General features: G+C 74.4%; 13 protein-coding genes. 4 read left to right on the plus strand and 9 right to left on the minus strand.

Annotation, left to right across the window (positions count from 1 at the left end; translation table 11 throughout):
* Nucleotides 1-41: 41 nt before the first annotated feature.
* Nucleotides 42-1,016 carry a squalene cyclase gene (locus tag IR158_RS13560; protein WP_291813879.1) on the plus strand — a complete coding sequence of 325 codons (975 nt, stop codon included), beginning with the start codon at nucleotides 42-44 and terminating at the stop codon, nucleotides 1,014-1,016.
* 481 nt (nucleotides 1,017-1,497) lie between these two features.
* Here IR158_RS13560 and IR158_RS13565 read toward each other — a convergent pair whose 3' ends face one another.
* The gene (locus tag IR158_RS13565; protein WP_291813882.1) at nucleotides 1,498-2,595 is read right to left on the minus strand and encodes a SagB/ThcOx family dehydrogenase; all 1,098 of its coding nucleotides are present in this window, start codon (nucleotides 2,593-2,595) and stop codon (nucleotides 1,498-1,500) included.
* On the minus strand, nucleotides 2,576-2,806 hold the full coding sequence (locus IR158_RS13570; RefSeq protein ID WP_291813885.1) for a hypothetical protein: 231 nt from the start codon (nucleotides 2,804-2,806) through the stop codon (nucleotides 2,576-2,578). The genes IR158_RS13565 and IR158_RS13570 overlap by 20 nt, the downstream gene beginning before the upstream one ends.
* Nucleotides 2,807-2,823: 17 nt before the next feature.
* Here IR158_RS13570 and IR158_RS13575 point away from each other — a divergent pair, with 17 nt between their 5' ends.
* Together IR158_RS13575 and IR158_RS13580 are read left to right on the plus strand one after the other, a co-directional pair.
* On the plus strand, nucleotides 2,824-4,722 hold the full coding sequence (locus tag IR158_RS13575) for a MauE/DoxX family redox-associated membrane protein (protein WP_291813887.1): 1,899 nt from the start codon (nucleotides 2,824-2,826) through the stop codon (nucleotides 4,720-4,722).
* A 165-nt stretch (nucleotides 4,723-4,887) separates the two neighbouring features.
* Nucleotides 4,888-5,745, plus strand: coding sequence for an alpha/beta hydrolase (locus tag IR158_RS13580; RefSeq protein ID WP_291813888.1), 858 nt, complete (start codon nucleotides 4,888-4,890; stop codon nucleotides 5,743-5,745).
* Nucleotides 5,746-5,947: 202 nt separating this feature from the next.
* On the opposite strand, the gene IR158_RS13585 is transcribed toward IR158_RS13580, so the two are convergent.
* From IR158_RS13585 to IR158_RS13610, 7 genes are all read right to left on the minus strand, one after another.
* Nucleotides 5,948-6,553, minus strand: a complete 606-nt coding sequence (locus IR158_RS13585) for a GNAT family N-acetyltransferase (protein WP_291813890.1) — start codon at nucleotides 6,551-6,553, stop codon at nucleotides 5,948-5,950.
* Nucleotides 6,550-8,733: a penicillin acylase family protein gene (locus tag IR158_RS13590; RefSeq protein ID WP_291813892.1), complete on the minus strand. Its 2,184-nt coding sequence runs from the start codon at nucleotides 8,731-8,733 to the stop codon at nucleotides 6,550-6,552. Before IR158_RS13590 ends, IR158_RS13585 begins: the two co-directional genes overlap by 4 nt.
* The gene (locus tag IR158_RS13595; RefSeq protein WP_366928443.1) at nucleotides 8,733-10,619 is read right to left on the minus strand and encodes an IucA/IucC family protein; all 1,887 of its coding nucleotides are present in this window, start codon (nucleotides 10,617-10,619) and stop codon (nucleotides 8,733-8,735) included. Before IR158_RS13595 ends, IR158_RS13590 begins: the two co-directional genes overlap by 1 nt.
* Entirely contained in the window at nucleotides 10,616-11,245 is a 630-nt protein-coding gene (locus IR158_RS19370; RefSeq protein ID WP_366928444.1) for a GNAT family N-acetyltransferase, read from the minus strand. The genes IR158_RS13595 and IR158_RS19370 overlap by 4 nt, the downstream gene beginning before the upstream one ends.
* The gene (locus IR158_RS13600) at nucleotides 11,242-12,612 is read right to left on the minus strand and encodes a SidA/IucD/PvdA family monooxygenase (protein ID WP_291813895.1); all 1,371 of its coding nucleotides are present in this window, start codon (nucleotides 12,610-12,612) and stop codon (nucleotides 11,242-11,244) included. Before IR158_RS13600 ends, IR158_RS19370 begins: the two co-directional genes overlap by 4 nt.
* Nucleotides 12,609-14,063, minus strand: coding sequence for a pyridoxal-dependent decarboxylase (locus IR158_RS13605; protein WP_291813897.1), 1,455 nt, complete (start codon nucleotides 14,061-14,063; stop codon nucleotides 12,609-12,611). The genes IR158_RS13600 and IR158_RS13605 overlap by 4 nt, the downstream gene beginning before the upstream one ends.
* Nucleotides 14,064-14,231: 168 nt before the next feature.
* Nucleotides 14,232-15,290 carry a YafY family protein gene (locus tag IR158_RS13610; protein ID WP_291813899.1) on the minus strand — a complete coding sequence of 353 codons (1,059 nt, stop codon included), beginning with the start codon at nucleotides 15,288-15,290 and terminating at the stop codon, nucleotides 14,232-14,234.
* 81 nt (nucleotides 15,291-15,371) lie between these two features.
* Here IR158_RS13610 and IR158_RS13615 point away from each other — a divergent pair, with 81 nt between their 5' ends.
* The gene (locus tag IR158_RS13615; RefSeq protein ID WP_291813901.1) at nucleotides 15,372-16,124 is read left to right on the plus strand and encodes an alpha/beta hydrolase; all 753 of its coding nucleotides are present in this window, start codon (nucleotides 15,372-15,374) and stop codon (nucleotides 16,122-16,124) included.
* Nucleotides 16,125-16,338 lie beyond the last annotated feature (214 nt).

The raw sequence follows: 16,338 nt of genomic DNA on the forward strand, positions 1-16,338 counted from the left end.
GACCACTTCCGGTCGGGAGGACGCCGTCGCTACCGTGGGGCATGGCCCTCGACCGCGCCCTGCTCGACTGGCTGCTCGACTCCGATCCCGCGCTGCGGTGGCAGGTCGAGCGTGACCTCGTCGGTGCGCCCGCGGAGGTCTGGCGGGCGACCCGGGCGCGCGTGGCGACCGAGGGGTTCGGCGCGCGGCTGCTCGCGCTGCAGGACGACGACGGCCAGTGGGCGGGCGGCGCGTACTTCCCGCGCGGGTTCGACTTCGAGGGGCCCGAGGCGCAGCCCGGCGCGGGTCAGCCGTGGACGGCGACGACGTGGACCCTCAACGCGCTGCGCGACTGGGGGCTCGACGCCGGCGCGCTCGCGGGCACGGCCGACAAGCTGCAGGCCAACAGCCGCTGGGAGTACAACGACGAGCCGTACTGGGTCGGTGAGGTCGACTGCTGCATCAACGCCTTCACGCTCGCGAACGGCGCGTGGCTCGGCGCGGACGTCACCGGGCTCGCGGCCTGGTTCCCCGAGCACCGGCTGCCCGACGGCGGCTGGAACTGCGAGTGGGTGGAGGGGTCCACGCGCTCGTCGGTGCACTCGACCCTCAACACCGTGAAGGGCCTGCTGTCGTACGAGGCCGCGACCGGCTCCGACGCGCTGCGCGCCGCCCGGCACGCCGGTGAGGAGTACCTGCTCGAGCGCCGGCTGCTGCGCCGCGTGACCGACGGCGAGCCGCTCGGCCCGTGGGTGACGGTGTTCTCGTACCCGTTCCGCTGGCGGTTCAGCACGCTGAACGCGCTCGACCACTTCCGCGCCGCGGCGCTGCACGACGGCACCGCGCCCGACCCGCGTCTGGCCGAGGCGGTCGAGACCGTGCGCGCCGCCCGGCAGCCCGACGGCACGTGGCTGCAGGAGCACCGGCTGCCGGGGCGCGCGTGGTTCGAGGTCGACGTGCCGCCGGGCGAGCCGTCCCGGTGGCTGACGTTCCACGCCGCCCGCGTCCTGGCGTGGTGGGACGGCGAGGTCACCTGAGGGTGCTGCGGCGACACGCGACCAGAGCGGACGACGTCGCAAGCATCCGCGCCCGCATCATCCACCTCACCGAAGACTGGTACGGCCGAGCACGACCGAGTCCCGCCAAGGCGGCTCGATGTTCTGGGTCATGACGTCGGCGACGCCGGCGCGGACGCCAGTACCCGCAGGATTCGCATCCGAAACATCCTTCCGCGTGCATCGATGCAGGACGCTCGCGTCGATTCGCGACCGGTGGTGGATTCGCCTCTGCGCGTCGCTGACGTCGAGATGCGGCGCCGATCGTCTGCTCTGGGCGGTCATGGAGACGCCGCTCATCGGGCCCCGGGTGGCGGCGGGTTCGACGACCTCCTGGGATGTGGCCCGTGCGGCACGGCGGCCGGTGGGCGGCCGCTGCCGCCGCCGCAGTCATCGCGTCGACCCGGTACCCGCCTTCGTCGAGCGCGATCCCGGCCGGTCTCGCTCGCAGCTCCAGAGCTCTTCACCCCCGCGCCGTGCCGCAGGCGGCCGTGTACACGACGATCTCCGACCGATCCTTGAGCGCGAGGAGCCGCTCGGCCTGCGTCTCGTCGAGCGCCGCGGACGTCCACGGCCCCAGCCCGAGCGCGGTGCACACGAGGTGGAAGGTCTGACCCAGGTGGCCTGCGTCGAGGAGGACGACCCGATAGGCGTGCGACTGCCTGTACTTCCACGCACTGCGCCGGGTCACCGACGTCATGAAGAACACCGCCGCGGCGTCGAGCGCCCATGACTGGCCGGCCAGGGCGGCGAGCGCGATGTCCTCATCGACGCCGCGCGAGATGAGGCTCAGCGAATGGCGGCCTGCGCAGTAGTGGTAGACGCCCCGCTCCAGTCCCGTCACGCGCAGCGGGAGGCAGTAGGCCTCGGTCGGGTGACGCGCTCCGCCCGACGGCGACGTCTTCAGCGCCACGACTCCCACGCCCGGGTCCGACCGCAGGGATGAGACGCCCCAGGTGACTCCCAGTACGGTGGCCAGGTCCTGCAGCGACATGGGCTGTGACGCAAAGTCCCGCCGCGTTCGACGTCCCGACAGTGCGTTCGCCAAGGTTGTGTCGTTCGGCTCGGCCGGCGGCAGCACGGTCTCCGGACGGCCGGCGTAGTACGTATAGGCGGGTGGTTGCGGCGTCGTCCGTGCACGCTCGAGCAGCATCCGGCGCTCGTCCGACACATCGAAGGTGAAGGCGGTCCGTCGCGTCGACCAGTGGAAGTAGTGGGCGTCGCGGTCCCACGGCCATGCGTCCAGGACGGCGCTCTCGTCACGGTCCAGCCGGCCCCCGACCGGTAGAACGACGTGCTGCTCGAGCAGCTGGGTCAGCAGGTCCTGGAGACCACGGAACCGCTCGACCGCCCGGGGCCACGGTGTGGCGTCCGTCAGCGACTGCAACGGCGGGATGACGCGCGCATCGACCGCGCTACGGCGACCGGTGAGGTAGTTCTCCAGCACCAGTTCGCCAGCGTCGCCCAACCACCCGATCAGGCACGTGGCGCGACGCACGTCCGCTGGCTGATCCTGCCGTGGCCGGGACGCTGATGCGTCGTCATGCGCAGCAGGTGTCACCGCGGTACCGGTACCCGGCGACCGCCATCTCGCCGACCGTGCGGTCCTTCACGGTGAAGGTGATGTGTGCTGCGCGCGTCGGGTCGCCCGAGTCCCAGAGCGAGCGCAGCGCCTCCAACTGTTCTTCGGTTACCTCGATAGCGACCGGCTGACGCCCCGCCTCCTCCTTGACGCGCCGCGAAAGCTCGCGTGATTCCTCGTCCCGCTCCATGGCAACCCCCTGGCGAGATGCGCGTCGCCGCGCGAACGCGGCGCCGTGCGCCGCGGACTCGCGGTGCGCATTTCACCATCCTCCTCAGGAAATCGGTCGTCAAGAGTCGTCGAACGGCTTGCCCACCGCATGGCTGCGGGAGCACCATGGCGGTCTCGGATCGGCTCTCCGGACAGACCCGACGCGGGCACGTCGCGTGCCATGGGGGCCGTCACACTGGCGTCCGAGCGCCCGGTGGAGCCGCCATGGCCGACCAGTCCGCGCTGCTCGGGCTCGCCCATGCACCCGTCGCGGCCGTGCTCGTGTGGGCGGGCGCCGCGAAACTGAGGCACCCGGACGCGTTCGCCGTGATGGTAGATCGACTTCAGCACGGGGACCGTGCTCGGGCCGCGCTCCGGCGCGGCCTGCCCGTGGTCGAACTGGCGACCGGCGTCGCGCTGCTCGTCCCGACGACCCGAGCCTGGGCCGCAGTCGTGGCGGTCCTCCTGGCGTCCGCCTTCGCCGGTCTTGTCACCGCCCCGGTCCTCACCCGACGGACGTTCACGTGCGCGTGCTTCGGACGGACCCGGACGGTCGGGGGCGCGGACGTCACGAGGAACGTCGCGATCCTCCTCCTCGCCTCGGCCGCTCTCATCACGAGCCACCAGGCCGCGACGTCGCTGATCGTCCTCTCCATGGCGGCGGTGGTGGCGACGATCGCGTTCGACGTCGGCCGGAGCACTTCTTCCGCCACCGCATCGTCGTCGTCCGCGACAGCCGCGGAGTCGTCCCTGCTGATCTTCGCCTCCGAGCAGTGCCCGGCCTGCCGGCGCCTGCTCCGATCGCTTGCATCGGTGTCGCCGCCGCCGGGCGCGCAGGACGCCGTCCTCGTCCTGCCGCACCAGAGCGAGGCGTGGGAGCTTCCGGCCTGGCTGACCATCGTGGACGACCCCGATGCCTCACGTCGACGATCGCATCAGGTGGACGCCTTCCCCACGGCCGTACGGACCTCCGCCGACGGCGGCCGGCGGGTCGCCGTCGGCCTCGACGCAGTCCTTGCAGAGCTCGGTGCCGGGACGACGGCGTCCACCTCGGACATCCGGGGGGCTTCGGCGGACGGCATCGGTCGACGGGTCATGCTCGGTGGCGCCCTTGTCGCGGTACTCGCTGCCTGCACCCGCTCGCGGCCTCCCGGGCCGACCTCGACGGCAGCGCCGTCGTCGTCCCATTGCGTCCGGGACGCGTCGGGAATCGCGGCGGACCCCGTCAACGTGGCGGGCCCCGGCACGTGCGCGTCGGTCACGAACTACCGCGAGACCGTCGGTGTCACGGACACCGACGGGAACGCACACCCCGACTACGCCGGGTGGACGCTCGTCCGCAACCCGACCTTCGCCTACGGCTTCGCCCGCGCCACGCGCCTGAAGAACTACGTGATCTGCGGCTGCAACGGCAAGGAGTACGACGAACCGTCGGTGTGCCTGGCCGAGTGCCGGGTGTCCCTCGGGTGCTTCGACCAGATCTGCGGCCCCAGCCGCACCGAGCAGTGCGTCACCTGGACTCTCGAGAGCGTGACCTTTGCCGCAGCGACGACCTCGTCGGGTCTGACGTGGCCCGTGCCGCCCGGCGCCTCGGCGGCCTGCCAGCAGACGATCTGCGACTGGGAGAACCGCATCGCTGCGCACGAACGCAAGCACGTCGCCGACATCAACGCCCTCATGGCCCGCAGCGGGTCGTCGTGGAACGGCCGACAGTTCACCGCGTGCGGATCGACCGCCGAAGCCGCCGATGCCGCGGCGCGGCAGCTCGCCGACGCGGCCCTCGGCGCTGAGGGCAACCGCCTGCTGCAGCAGGCCGCCATCGAGGGCGCCGCCTGGCACAGGACCCGCGAGGGCCAGCCCATCGACGACCCGCAGAACTGTGGGGCGTGCGACTGAGGCCCGCGACAGGAGCCTCTACCTCAAGGCGATCTCTCCTGGGCCATCAGCCGCCAACCGCTGACATCGGCACTTTCCCGCGGTCGCTTCGACGCGATTTCACCCGGGCACACCGCTCCAGCGCGCTAGCGTCGAACCCGTCGCCGCCGATCGAGGGAGGCCGTCGTGAGCCGCGTGGGTCGACGTCGGAGGTCGGCCGAGATGGGCCGGCGTCCGGGATGCGCGCTCCTCGCGGTGCTCGCCGTCGTCGCGCTCGTCGTCACACTGGTCACCGTGCTGCAGCGCGCGCTCATCTACTTCCCGGACCGGGCCGACGCCGGCACGGTCGCCGACCGCGTGCCCGGCGCACGTGACCTCGTGCTGCGGACCGATGACGGCCTGGACCTGGCGGCGTGGCTCGTGCCGCCCGCGGGTGAGGACCGGGAGGTCGCCGTCCTGTACCTGCCGGGCAACGGCGGCAACCGGCTGGGTCGACTCGGTGTCGCGCAGCAGATCGCCGCCCGAGGGTTCACGGTGCTGCTGCTGGAGTACCGCGGGTACGGCGGCAACCTCGGGCGGCCCAGCGAGCAGGGCCTGGCCAGCGACGCCCGGGCCGCTGCCGCAGCGCTGCGCGACGAGGGCTTCGAGCCGACGCGGACGCTGTACGTCGCGGAGTCGATCGGCACCGGCGTGGCGGCGCGGCTGGCCACGACGGACCCGCCCGCCGGTCTGCTGCTGCGGTCCCCGTTCACGTCGCTCGTGGACGTCGGGCGTGCGCAGTACCCGTTCCTGCCCGTCGGGCTGATCCTGCGCGACCGCTTCCCGAGCGCCGAGCACCTGGCGGACAGCGACGTCCCGGTGCGCGTGCTGTACGGCACCGCCGACGACGTCGTGCCGTCGCGGCTCTCGGCGGAGCTCGCGGCGCGTGTGGGCAACCTGCAGGGCGAGGTGGCGGTGCCCGGAGCCGGGCACAACGACGCGATCTGGTTCGGGCCCCGCCTCGCGGACGAAGTGGTCGCACTCGCGCAGGCGGTCGTCGGTTAGCGGCCGCACCCGCCCCTCGAGCGCGGTACTCACCCGTCGAGCGCGGTACTCGTTCGTACCGCGCTCGGCGGTCGGGTACCGCGCTCGGCGGTCGGGTACCGCGCTCGGCGGTCGGGTACCGCGCTCGGCGGGGGGCGCGGGCGGGGGTGGCGGGCGGCGGGCGGGGCGGGCGGCGGGCGGGGCGGCGGGGGTGCGGGGCGGGTCAGATGGACGGCGTGACGTCGTAGAACGTGAGCCGGGCGCGCTTGGTCGGCAGGTCGACCTCGGGGCCGAGGGTGAAGCCGATCCGTTCGACCACGCGCAGCAGGGCCGTGTTGCGGGCGTCGGGCTCGCCGACGATCCGCGTCGCGCCCGTGCGGTCCGCCAGCACCTGGCACATCGCGCGCAGCAGCCGCGCGGTGTAGCCCGCGACCGCGCGTGGGGGCCGGGCACCGACGAGCACGTGCGCGCCCAGGTCGCCGGGCTGCACGTCGTAGACCTCCCCGACGGGGTCGTGCGCGGGCTCGTACGCCTGCACGAGCGCGACGGGCACGCCGTCGATCCGCACGAGCAGCGCGTGGTGGTGCGCCGTCGCGTCCACCACCGCGTAGGTGTCCCGCAGCTCGTCGACCGTCAGCCCGCCCAGCCCCCAGAACGCCGTGCCGCGGGCCGTGCACCACGCGTGCAGCGTCGGGACGTCCGCGTCGAGGTCGAGCACCGCGGTGGTGAGCACGCCGACGCCGTCGACGGGCCGCTCGTCGAGCACGGACCCTCCGGGGAGCCCGGCCCACACCGCCGTCAGGCCCACCGCGCCCGTCACGGGGCTCACTCCCCCTCGCCCAACGACTCAGGGGTCAGCCGCGCCCAGTCGGTCACGACCTCGACGGTCCCCGCCACCGCCCACGTCGCGTGCTGGTCCGCGAAGTGCGGGCTGCGCGGGTCGCCGCTGCTGCCGAACGGCACGCCCCAGCGGCTACGCGACCGGTCCTGCAGGTCCCACACCCACCGGGCCACCGACCCGCGGAACGCGCCGTCGGTCACGCCGGGGACCGTCCCGGTGCAGCGCACGGTGTCCTGGTCGCCGCCGAGCGGCAGCGCCGGGACGACGGGCACGGCCGCCCCCGGGACGTCCGCCAGCAGGTGGGCCGGGAGCACGGTGTGCCGCGCTCCCCAGGTGCCGCCGTCCGCGAGCGCGGTGACCTCCTCCAGCGCGGCCCGCACGTGCGCGGGCCCGTCGATGCCCAGGTCGGCGCGTCCGAGCAGCGCGGGCAGCGCCGCCCCGACCCGCGCGCGCAGGCTGAACCACGCGTCGAACGCCGGGCCGGCGAAGTGCGAGGCACCGAGCGCGCTGACGGCCGGCTCCTCGACGAGGCGGGCGACCAGCACGGCGCGCAGGTCGGCGAGCAGCGCGGCCTGCGGGGACTCCGCGTCCATGTGCAGGTCCCACGCCAGCAGCTCGTCACGGACCGCCTCGGCCGCCGGGGTCAGGCCGTCGAGACCCGCGACGTGCCGCAGCAGCCGTCCGGCCCCCGCCCAGTGCGTGTCGCCGTGGACGTCGCCCAGGTCGCCGACGCGCCACACCGCACGCCCGGCGAGCAGGTCGGTGATGCGCGCCGCGCGGTCCGGTGCGTAGACGCTGCCGTGGTCGCGGTCCGCGGCGGCGGGGCGCTCGTTCGCGTCGACGGCGACGTCCGTGACCTCGCGCGGCGCGGCCAGGGCGCGCCACGGGCGGGGTGTGTGCGCGGGGTCCCACGCGCGCAGCGACAGCAGGCGGTCGTCCGGCGCGCGGTCGGCCACGCGGCCCGCGTCGAACGTCAGCACCGTCCCCGTCGAGTCGGCGGCCAGGACGCGGTTGACGGGGTCGACCCAGCCGGTGAGCGCGGCGGCGACGTCGTGCGCGGTGCGGGCGCGCAGCAGCGGGCGCAGGCACGCGAACCCGAGGTCCGCGTCGACGTGCGCCTGCAGCCGCACGGACCGCGCCTCCTCGAGCCCGGCGCGTGGCAGTGCCCCGGTGACGACGCCGTCCTGGTCGACGGGACGTCCCGCCGGCATGCCGCGCACCACGACGGGTCCGCGCGCGGTCTCCAGGACGTCGACGGTCAGCGGCTCCCCGCCGCGCACCCGCACGTGCACGGTGTGGGAGGTGACGCGCTCCATGCCGTGCGGGCCGAACGCCTGCCACCCGTCGTCGTCGCGCAGCAGCAGCTCGCGGTACAGCTCGGCGGCGTGCGCGGCGGCGTTGGTGATGCCCCACGCGGCCGTGCCGGTGTGACCGAAGTGCGGCAGCCCGGGGACGCCGGGGAACGCGAGCCCGAGGACGTCGTACTCGGGGCACGCGAGGCGGATCTGCTGGTAGGGGCCGGGCAGCTCCAGGACGCGGTGCGGGTCACCCGCGAGCAGCGGCGCACCCGTCCCGGTGCGCGAGCCGTGCAGCGCCCACGCGTTGGACCCGCTGGTCGGCCCGTCGGCGGCGGGGTCGAACAGCCGCACGAGGTCCAGGGGGTCGACGTCGGCGAGCCCGGCGTGACCGGAGTACCGGGCGGCGCGCACCAGGTGGTCGTGCCACAGCACGCGCGGGAACGTCGAGAACAGCGCGTGGTTGACGAGGAAGACCCCCAGCGGCGCCCACGCGGGCCACGGGTCGTCGGGCGTGGTGCCGCCCAGCACCCGGTCGAGCTCGTCGACCTCGACCGGCCGCGGCGCCGACGCCAGCCCGGCGTTGACCCCGGCCGTGTACGCGTCGACCCACGCGCGGTCCTCGTCACCGAGCGCGGCGTACGCGCGCTGCGCCAGGTCCGGCAGCCGCAGGCGCTGCGCGACGACGTCCCACGCGATGCCGCCGTCACCGACGTGCTCGGCGAGCCGGCCCTCGGCACGCCAGCGGTCGGCCTGCACCTGCCACGTGCGATCCCGGGCGGTCACCCAGCCCTGCCCGTACGCGAGGGAGGGCTCGTCCGACGCGCGCACGTGCGGCACGCCCCAGTCGTCCCGGAAGACCTCGAACGCCATCACGCGCCACCGTCGCGCGCGACCGGGTTGGCCAGCGTCCCGGCGTAGATGAGGGACGACGACTGGTCCGCCAGGTCCACCATCTGCAGCGTGTTGCGCAGCTGCAGGCGGTTGAGGCACGAGTGCGCGAACCGCGGCGCGCGCAGGTCGACGCCCGACGGCAGGTCCGGGTGGTCGGTGTGGTGCGCGTCGATCGTCTCGGCGACGACGCCCCAGAACCGCTCCTCGGTGAGCACGCCGTCGGTGACGAGGATCGCGGCGAGGTGCCGCAGCACGCCGTCGAGCACGTCGGTGAAGATCGCCAGCGCCTTCTCGTCGTCGTCGACGACCGCGCGGATGCGCTCGACCGCGGCCGGCAGCGGACGGTCCGACAGGACGGCGACCTCCTCGCCGATGTCCTTGAGCAGCGCGCCGACGGGCACGTGGTCCTGCCACACGATCAGCACGTTCTCGCCGTGCGGCATGAACGCCAGGTCGTGCGCGCGCAGGCAGTGCACGAGCGGGCGCAGGTAGACGCGCAGGTAGGCGCGCAACCAGTCGGCCGGGTCGAGGCCGGACGCGCGGACGGCCGCGGTCGCGTAGGCGTCGCCGGCCGCGTCGCGGTGCAGCAGTGCGGCCATCGTCGTCGCGCGCTGCCCCGGCGCGAGGAACGCGAACGGCTGCTCGCGCCACAGCGCCGCGAGCATCTTGCGGTGCGCGTTGGGCCGCGGCGTGCGGTGGTAGACGTCGCCCGTGTAGCCGATCGACGCGCGCTCGCGCAGCACGCGCACGCCGCAGGCGGTGAGCTCGGGGTCCGTGTCCACGAGGTCCGCGACCCAGTCGTTGATCGCGGGCGTCGCGCGCATGTACGCCGGGGACAGGCCGCGCAGGAACCCCATGTTCTGGATCGCGACGGCCGTCTTCACGTAGTGCCGGTCGGGGCGGTCGACGTTGAGGAACGTGCGGATCGACTGCTGCGCGCGGTAGGTGTCGTCGGACTCGCCCAGCAGGACGAGGTCCCGGCGGGCCACGTCCGGCGCGAACGTCACCGCCACGCGGTGCTCCCACTGCCACGGGTGCACGGGCAGGTAGCGGTAGTCGGCGGGGTCGAGGCCGAGGCCCCGCAGGTGGTCCGCGAAGCGGTCGAGCGTCGCGTCGTCGAGCTCGTGCCGGTACAGCGCGTCCTCGGTGAGGCCCGCACCGGTCGCGACGTTGCTGACGGCCCGCCGCACGGCGAGCCACACGAGCCGCACGGGCCGGCCCGCCTCGGGGGCGTACGCGTCGTGCTCGCTCACGCCGTACCCGATGCGGCCGTTGTTGGCGACGAACGACGGGTGCCCCTCGGTCATCGCCTGCTCGACGGTGGCCAGGTCGGCGTGCAGCAGCGCGGCGCTCGTCGGGCCGCCGTGCGCGCGCCGGTACGCGGCGCTGGCCAGCGTCGACGACAGCTCCTCCAGGTACAGCGCCAGCAGGTCGTCGGGGATGCGCAGCAGCGGCTGCAGCTCCAGGACGAGGTCGAGGACGTCGAGCGGGGCGGCCCGCCCGTCGACCTCGCGCGTGAGGCTCGCACGGTCGACCGCCCAGTGCTCCAGCGCGAGCCGTCGGGCGCGGAACCGGTAGACGGTGCGCGCACCGGACGGGGCGTCGAGCGCGACGGTGTACGCCCGCTCGTCCCCGGGCGACGCGTCCCCGGCGCCGGCGGTGCGGTCGAGCGCCGGTGCGAGCAGGCGCTCGTGCGCGAGCTCGGACAGCGCCTTGGTGACGAGGTGGCGCTGGGCCGCGTCGAGGTGCTCGGGCGTCAGGTGGTCGGCGGGGTGCGGCGGGCGGTGCGGCGGGCGGTGGGCAGGGTGCGGGCCGGACGACGACGGCGCGGCGGCCGCGGCGACGGGCAGGTCGGTGAGCGTCATCGGGGGCCCTCGTGGATGGTCCGGGCGCCGAGCCGGCTGCTCGCGAAGTCCTCGCGGGAGCACACCGACAGCGCGGCACGCTTGCCGGGCAGGTCGATCTCGCGCACCACGCGGAACCCCGCCGCGGCGTTCTTGGCGGCGATGGCGGCGTTGCGCACGTCGGGCTCGACGACGACGCGCTGCGCGCGCAGCGTGCCGAAGCAGAACCGCATGGTCGCGGCCATGACGGCGTCGGTGAGGCCGTGCAGGCGCGGGCCGTCGGGCGGTGCGACGAGCAGGTGCATGCCGACGTCACCCGCCCGCGCGCGGTAGACCCCCTTGAGCAGGACACGCGCCGGGTCGTACGTCTCGACCATGAAGCGCGGGCGCCCGGCGACGCGACCGATCCATGCGTGCTCGTCCGTCGACTCCGCGAGGCGCTGCTGGTACGCCAGGACGTCGTCGAGGCCCAGCTCGGTCATCTGCCAGAACGCCGACGCGGGGTGCGTGAGCCAGTGGTGCAGCGTCAGCGCGTCACGCTCCGGGACGACGCGGTCGAGCCGGACGGGCCCGATGCGCTTCCAGGCCTCCTCGCGGACGGTCTGCGCGGACAGCGGCTCGGTGGCCTGCGTGCGCCAGTCCGTCACGGGTGCGCCTCGTCGGCGAGCGCGACCGCACCGGCCGCCCGGACCGTGCCCGCGGGCGCCGGGTGCGTCCCCGTGGGCACGCCGAACTCCTGGAACGCGATCCGCTGCTCACGCGGGTAGATCTCGCGCCCGCACACGGCCGCGAGGATCGCGGACGACCGCCACGGGCCGAAGCCCAGGTCGGGCGCGGTGAGCCCGTGCGTGTGCTCCTCGCCGTTCTGCACGAAGACCCTCCTTCGTCCGCCGTCGACCGAGTAGTCGCGGGCGACGTCCAGCCGTCCGCGATCGTCCCACGCGAGGCGGTGCGCGATGCCGAGGACGACGTCCGGCACCTGCGCGGCGTAGCCGGTGGCCAGGACGAGGGCGTCGGTGGTGCGCTCGTGCTCGACGCCGGTCGCGTGCCGCAGCCGCAGCGTGTACCGCTCGCCGTCCCACGTGGCACCGAGCACCTCGGTGCCGGTGAGCAGCGTCGTGGGCACCGGGCCGGTGGCGCTCTTGCGGTACAGGGCGTCGTAGATGTCGTCGACGAGGTCGGCGCTGATGCCCTTGTACAGGTGGCGCTGCTCGCGGGTGAGGCGGTCGCGCACGTCCCCGGGCAGGGCGTGGAAGTGGTCGGTGTACTCGGGCGACGTCATCTCCAGCGTCAGCTTCGTGTACTCCATCGGGAAGAACCGCGGCGAGCGCGTCACCCAGTCCAGGCGCGGCCCGCCCGGGCCGGTGGCCTCCAGCAGGTCGCGGTACACCTCGGCCGCGGACTGGCCCGAGCCGACGACGGTGACCGACGCGGCCGCCCGCAGCGCGCCACGGTGCGTCAGGTAGTCGGCCGAGTGCACGACCGGCCCGTCGAGCCCGCGCAGCGCCACCGGGACGACGGGCTGCGTGCCGACCCCGAGGACGACGTGCCGCGTCCGGTACGACTCGACACCCGCGGCGGTGCGTGCGTGCACCACGTACAGGTCGGCGTCGTGCGGGTCGACCTCGACGGACGTGACGGTCCGCCCCCACCGCAGGGCGGGGAGCTGGTCCGCGACCCACCGGCAGTACGCGTCGTACTCGGCGCGCAGCGGGTAGAAGCTCTCGCGGATGTAGAACGCGTACAGCCGCCCGGTGGCCTTCAGCCACGCGAGGAACGAGTACGGGCTGGTGGGGTCGGCCATGGTGACGAGGTCCGCGAGGAAGGGCACCTGGATCGTCGCGCCCTCGAGCATCATCCCCGGGTGCCACCGGAACGCCGCGGCACGGTCGAGGAAGACGGTGTCGAGGTCGAGCGGTGCCGCGAGCGCCGCGAGGCCCAGGTTGAACGGGCCGATGCCCACCCCGACGACGTCGTGGACGCGGGCGTCCGGGGCGGGTGCCGTCGCGCTCACAGCGCCACCGCCACGTCGGGGCGCAGCAGGTCGTCGCCCTCGAGCAGCGCCGCGGCCGCCTGCCGGACGAGCTCCAGGACGTGCCGCACGTCGGCCACCGTCGTGTCCGGGTTCAGCAGCGTGAGCTTGAGGCACGGGCGGCCGTCGAGCGTCGTGCGGGCGACGAGCGCACGGCCGGAGCCGAACAGGACGCGGCGCACCTGCGCCACCAGGGCGTCGGCACGGGCGTCGTCGAGGCCGTCAGGCTGGTAGCGGAACAGGACGGTGGACAGGTCGGTCGGTGCCAGGAGCCGCAGGTCGGGGTCGGCGTCGACGAGCGTGTGGACGGCGGCCGCCAGGTCGAGGGTCGCGTCGACCATCTCCCCGATGCGGTCGGCCCCCAGCGCGCGCAGCGTCGCCCACAGCTTGAGGGCGTCGAACCGGCGCGTAGTCTGCAGCGACACGTCCACCTGGTTGGGCTCGTCCTCGCCCGCGGGGTTGAGGTAGTCGTGGTGGTGCGCGACGAGCCGCAGGTCGGCCGCGTGCCGCACGACCAGCGCCGAGGACGACACGGGCTGGAAGAACGCTTTGTGGAAGTCGACCGTCACCGAGCGGGCCCGCTCGATGCCGTCGAGCAGGTGCCGGCGGGTGCGGCTGACGAGCAGCCCGCAGCCGTACGCGGCATCGACGTGCAGCCACACGTCCTCGGCGTCGCACACGTCCGCGATGCCGGCCAGGGGGTCGACGCACCCGCGGTCCGTCGTCCCGGCCGTCGCGACGACGGCGGCGGCGTGCCGACCGTCGGCCGCGACGTGCCGCAGCGCGATCCGCAGCGCGTCGGGACGCATGCGGCCGCGCTCGTCGACGGGGACGAGGCGGACCGCGTCGGGCGCGAGGCCCAGCAGGTAGACCGCGCGCTGCACCGAGAAGTGGCTCGACGCGGTCGCCAGCACGACGAGGTCGCGCGGGTCGACGCCCGGCGCGGTGGTCAGCGCGTGCTCGCGCGCCAGCAGCAGCGCCTGCAGGTTGGACTGCGTGCCGCCCGACGTGAACACCCCGCCCCCGGCGAGGAACCCGATGCGCCCGGCGGTCCACGCGACGACCCGCCGCTCCATGAGCGTGCCGACGGTCGACTGGTCGTACGTGTCGACGCTCGGGTTGATCGCCGCGAGCACCGCCTCCGCCGCGACGGCCGGGACGGCGACCGGGCAGTTGAGGTGCGCGGTGTAGGCCGGGTCGTGGAACCAGACGGCGTGCTGGGCGAACAGCTCGTCGACCTCGCGCAGCGCCGCGGCCGTCCCGCGGCCGGGGCCGTCCAGGTCGACGGCGTCCACGAGCGCCTGGAGCTGTTCGCGGCTCGCGCCCGAGAACGGCTGGGTGGTGATGCGGAACCGGGCAGCGACCCGGTCGACGGTGCCGCGCATGGCGTCGACGTAGGCGTCGGCGCTCGCGGCGGACAGCAGCTCGTGCACGCGTGGTTCTCCCCCTGGACGGACACGCTGACGCGTGTTGGTGAGGCTCGCCTAAGTGAGGCGCGCCTAACTTACGCGAAGGGGAGAATTCGTCAAGGGGCCGTCCGCCACACGCGCGGCGCCCGGGCCGTGGTCGACGTCGTGGAAGGCGGTGGACGTCCGTCCAGGTCAGGGCCGTTTCCGAGCAGCGGCGTCGGCCGCGAGCGCCGACGGCGTCAGCGAGAGCTGCGACCCCACTGCTCTCGCTGACGGAGACGAGCGGTGTGGGGATGAACTGCCGACACCGGCGCGGAGGCGGTCGGCCAGAGCGACGAGCTCGTCGCGCAGCGCGTCCGGGGCGACCACCTCGAAGTCCCAGCCGAGCCCAGCGAGCAGGGCGGCCATGCCGTCGAGGCGCTCGGCCCGCGTCTCCAGCAGGACCCCGTCCTCGTGCTCGCTCAGGCGGCCCACGCTGAGGGGCAGCCGCTCGCGCGCCTCCGCGAGGGTGGTCCGCAGCACCACGGTGACCTCGTGCGACCACCGCACCGCCCCGATGCCGGCGACCACCTGCGTGCCGGCGTCGAAGTCGGCGGGCACCACGTACGAGCCGTCGCCCTGGTCGACCGCGGCGATGCGGTCCAGGCGGAAGGTCCGCACGTCGTCCCGGGCGTGGTCGTGGCCCGTGACGTACCAGCGGCCGGCGTGCAGGACGACCCCGTACACGTCGAGCTCGCGCCGCGACTCCCGCCCGTCCCACGCCGTGTAGGCGATGACGACCGTGCGTCGCTCCTGCGCGGCGGCCGCGAGCGCGAGCAGCGTGTCGGCGCCGGTCGGGGCGGCGGAGCGGGCCGGGGCGGTGAACTGCGCGGTCGCCAGCAGGCTGTCGATCCGCCGGCTCAGGGGTCGCGGGAGCACGCGCGAGACCTTGGCCAGGGCGCTCGCCGTCGCCACCTGGCCGGTGCTCGCGAGTCCGGCACGCTCGGCGAGGGTGAGGCCCAGCACGACGGCGACGGCCTCGTCGTCGGTGAGCATCAGCGGTGGCAGCTTGTGGCCGGGTGCGATGCGGTACCCGCCATACCTGCCGCGCTGCGCCTCGACGGGGATGCCGAGGTCGGCGAGGTGCTCGGCGTAGCGGCGGACGGTGCGCTCGTCGACGCCCAGCCGGTCCGCGAGGTCACCGACGGTGCGCCGACGGCCGGTCTGGAGCAGCTCCAGCAGGGCGAGCACGCGGGCGGTCGGGCGGCTCACGGTCGCCCTGCGGGCAGGTGCGCCGCATACGTTCTCGATACCGGGCGGGTTCTGTCCACAATCCAGCCTAGCGTCGGAGTCATGACCACCACCTACGTCCTCGTCCCCGGCTTCTGGCTCGGCGCCTGGGTCTGGCAGGCCGTCGCCGACGCCCTGCGCGAGCACGGGCACGTCGTGCACGCCGTCGACCTCACCGGCATGGGCGAGCGCGCCCACCTCGCCTCCCCCGAGACCGACCTGACCACGCACGTCGACGACGTCGTCCGCATCCTCGAGGAGCACGACCTGCACGACGTCGTGCTCGTCGGCCACAGCTACGGCGCGCTCGTGACGACCGGCGCGGCCGACCGCGTGCCCGAGCGGGTGGCACGCCTGGTGTACGTCGACTCGGGCCCGCTGCCGGACGGCACGGCGCAGGCCGACTTCGACGGGCCCGACGCCCGCGCCGCCAACGAGCGGCTCGTCGAGACGCAGGGCGACGGCTGGCGACTCCCGCCGCCGCCCTGGACTGGCCTGGCCGCCGATGCGCCCGAGGTCGACGACGCCGCCGTCGCCACGCTCGTCGCCGGCTCGCAGCCGCAGCCCTGGCGCACCGCGACCCAGCCGGTCGCGCTGACCGGGGCCTGGGAGCAGCTGCCCCGGACGGGGGTGCTGTGCACCTTCGGCGTCGAGCAGCTGCAGCAGATGGCACAGCACGTGCCGGCGTTCGCGCACATGGTCGACGGCGACTGGACGTACGTCGAGCTGCCGACGTGGCACTGGCCGATGGTGAGCCGTCCGGTGGAGCTCGCCGAGGTCATGGGTGCCGAAGGTGCACAGCACCGCCATCGGTGACCGCACCGTCCGGGACACCCGCTTGGCGGAGCCCGTCGTGTAGTGGTCACACATGTGACCACTGAACGACCCCCGAGGGTGGAGATGTGACCACGTCAGCGGCGAGCGGCACCATCCATGCAGACCGAGGCGAGCCGGGGGGCACCGACCCCGCCAACCCGGCCAGTTGGCGAACCACCCGGTGACCGGGTCAGGCGAGCGAGCTCTGGACCCT

The sequence above is a fragment of the Cellulomonas sp. genome, assembly GCF_015234515.1.
GTDB lineage: Bacteria > Actinomycetota > Actinomycetes > Actinomycetales > Cellulomonadaceae > Cellulomonas.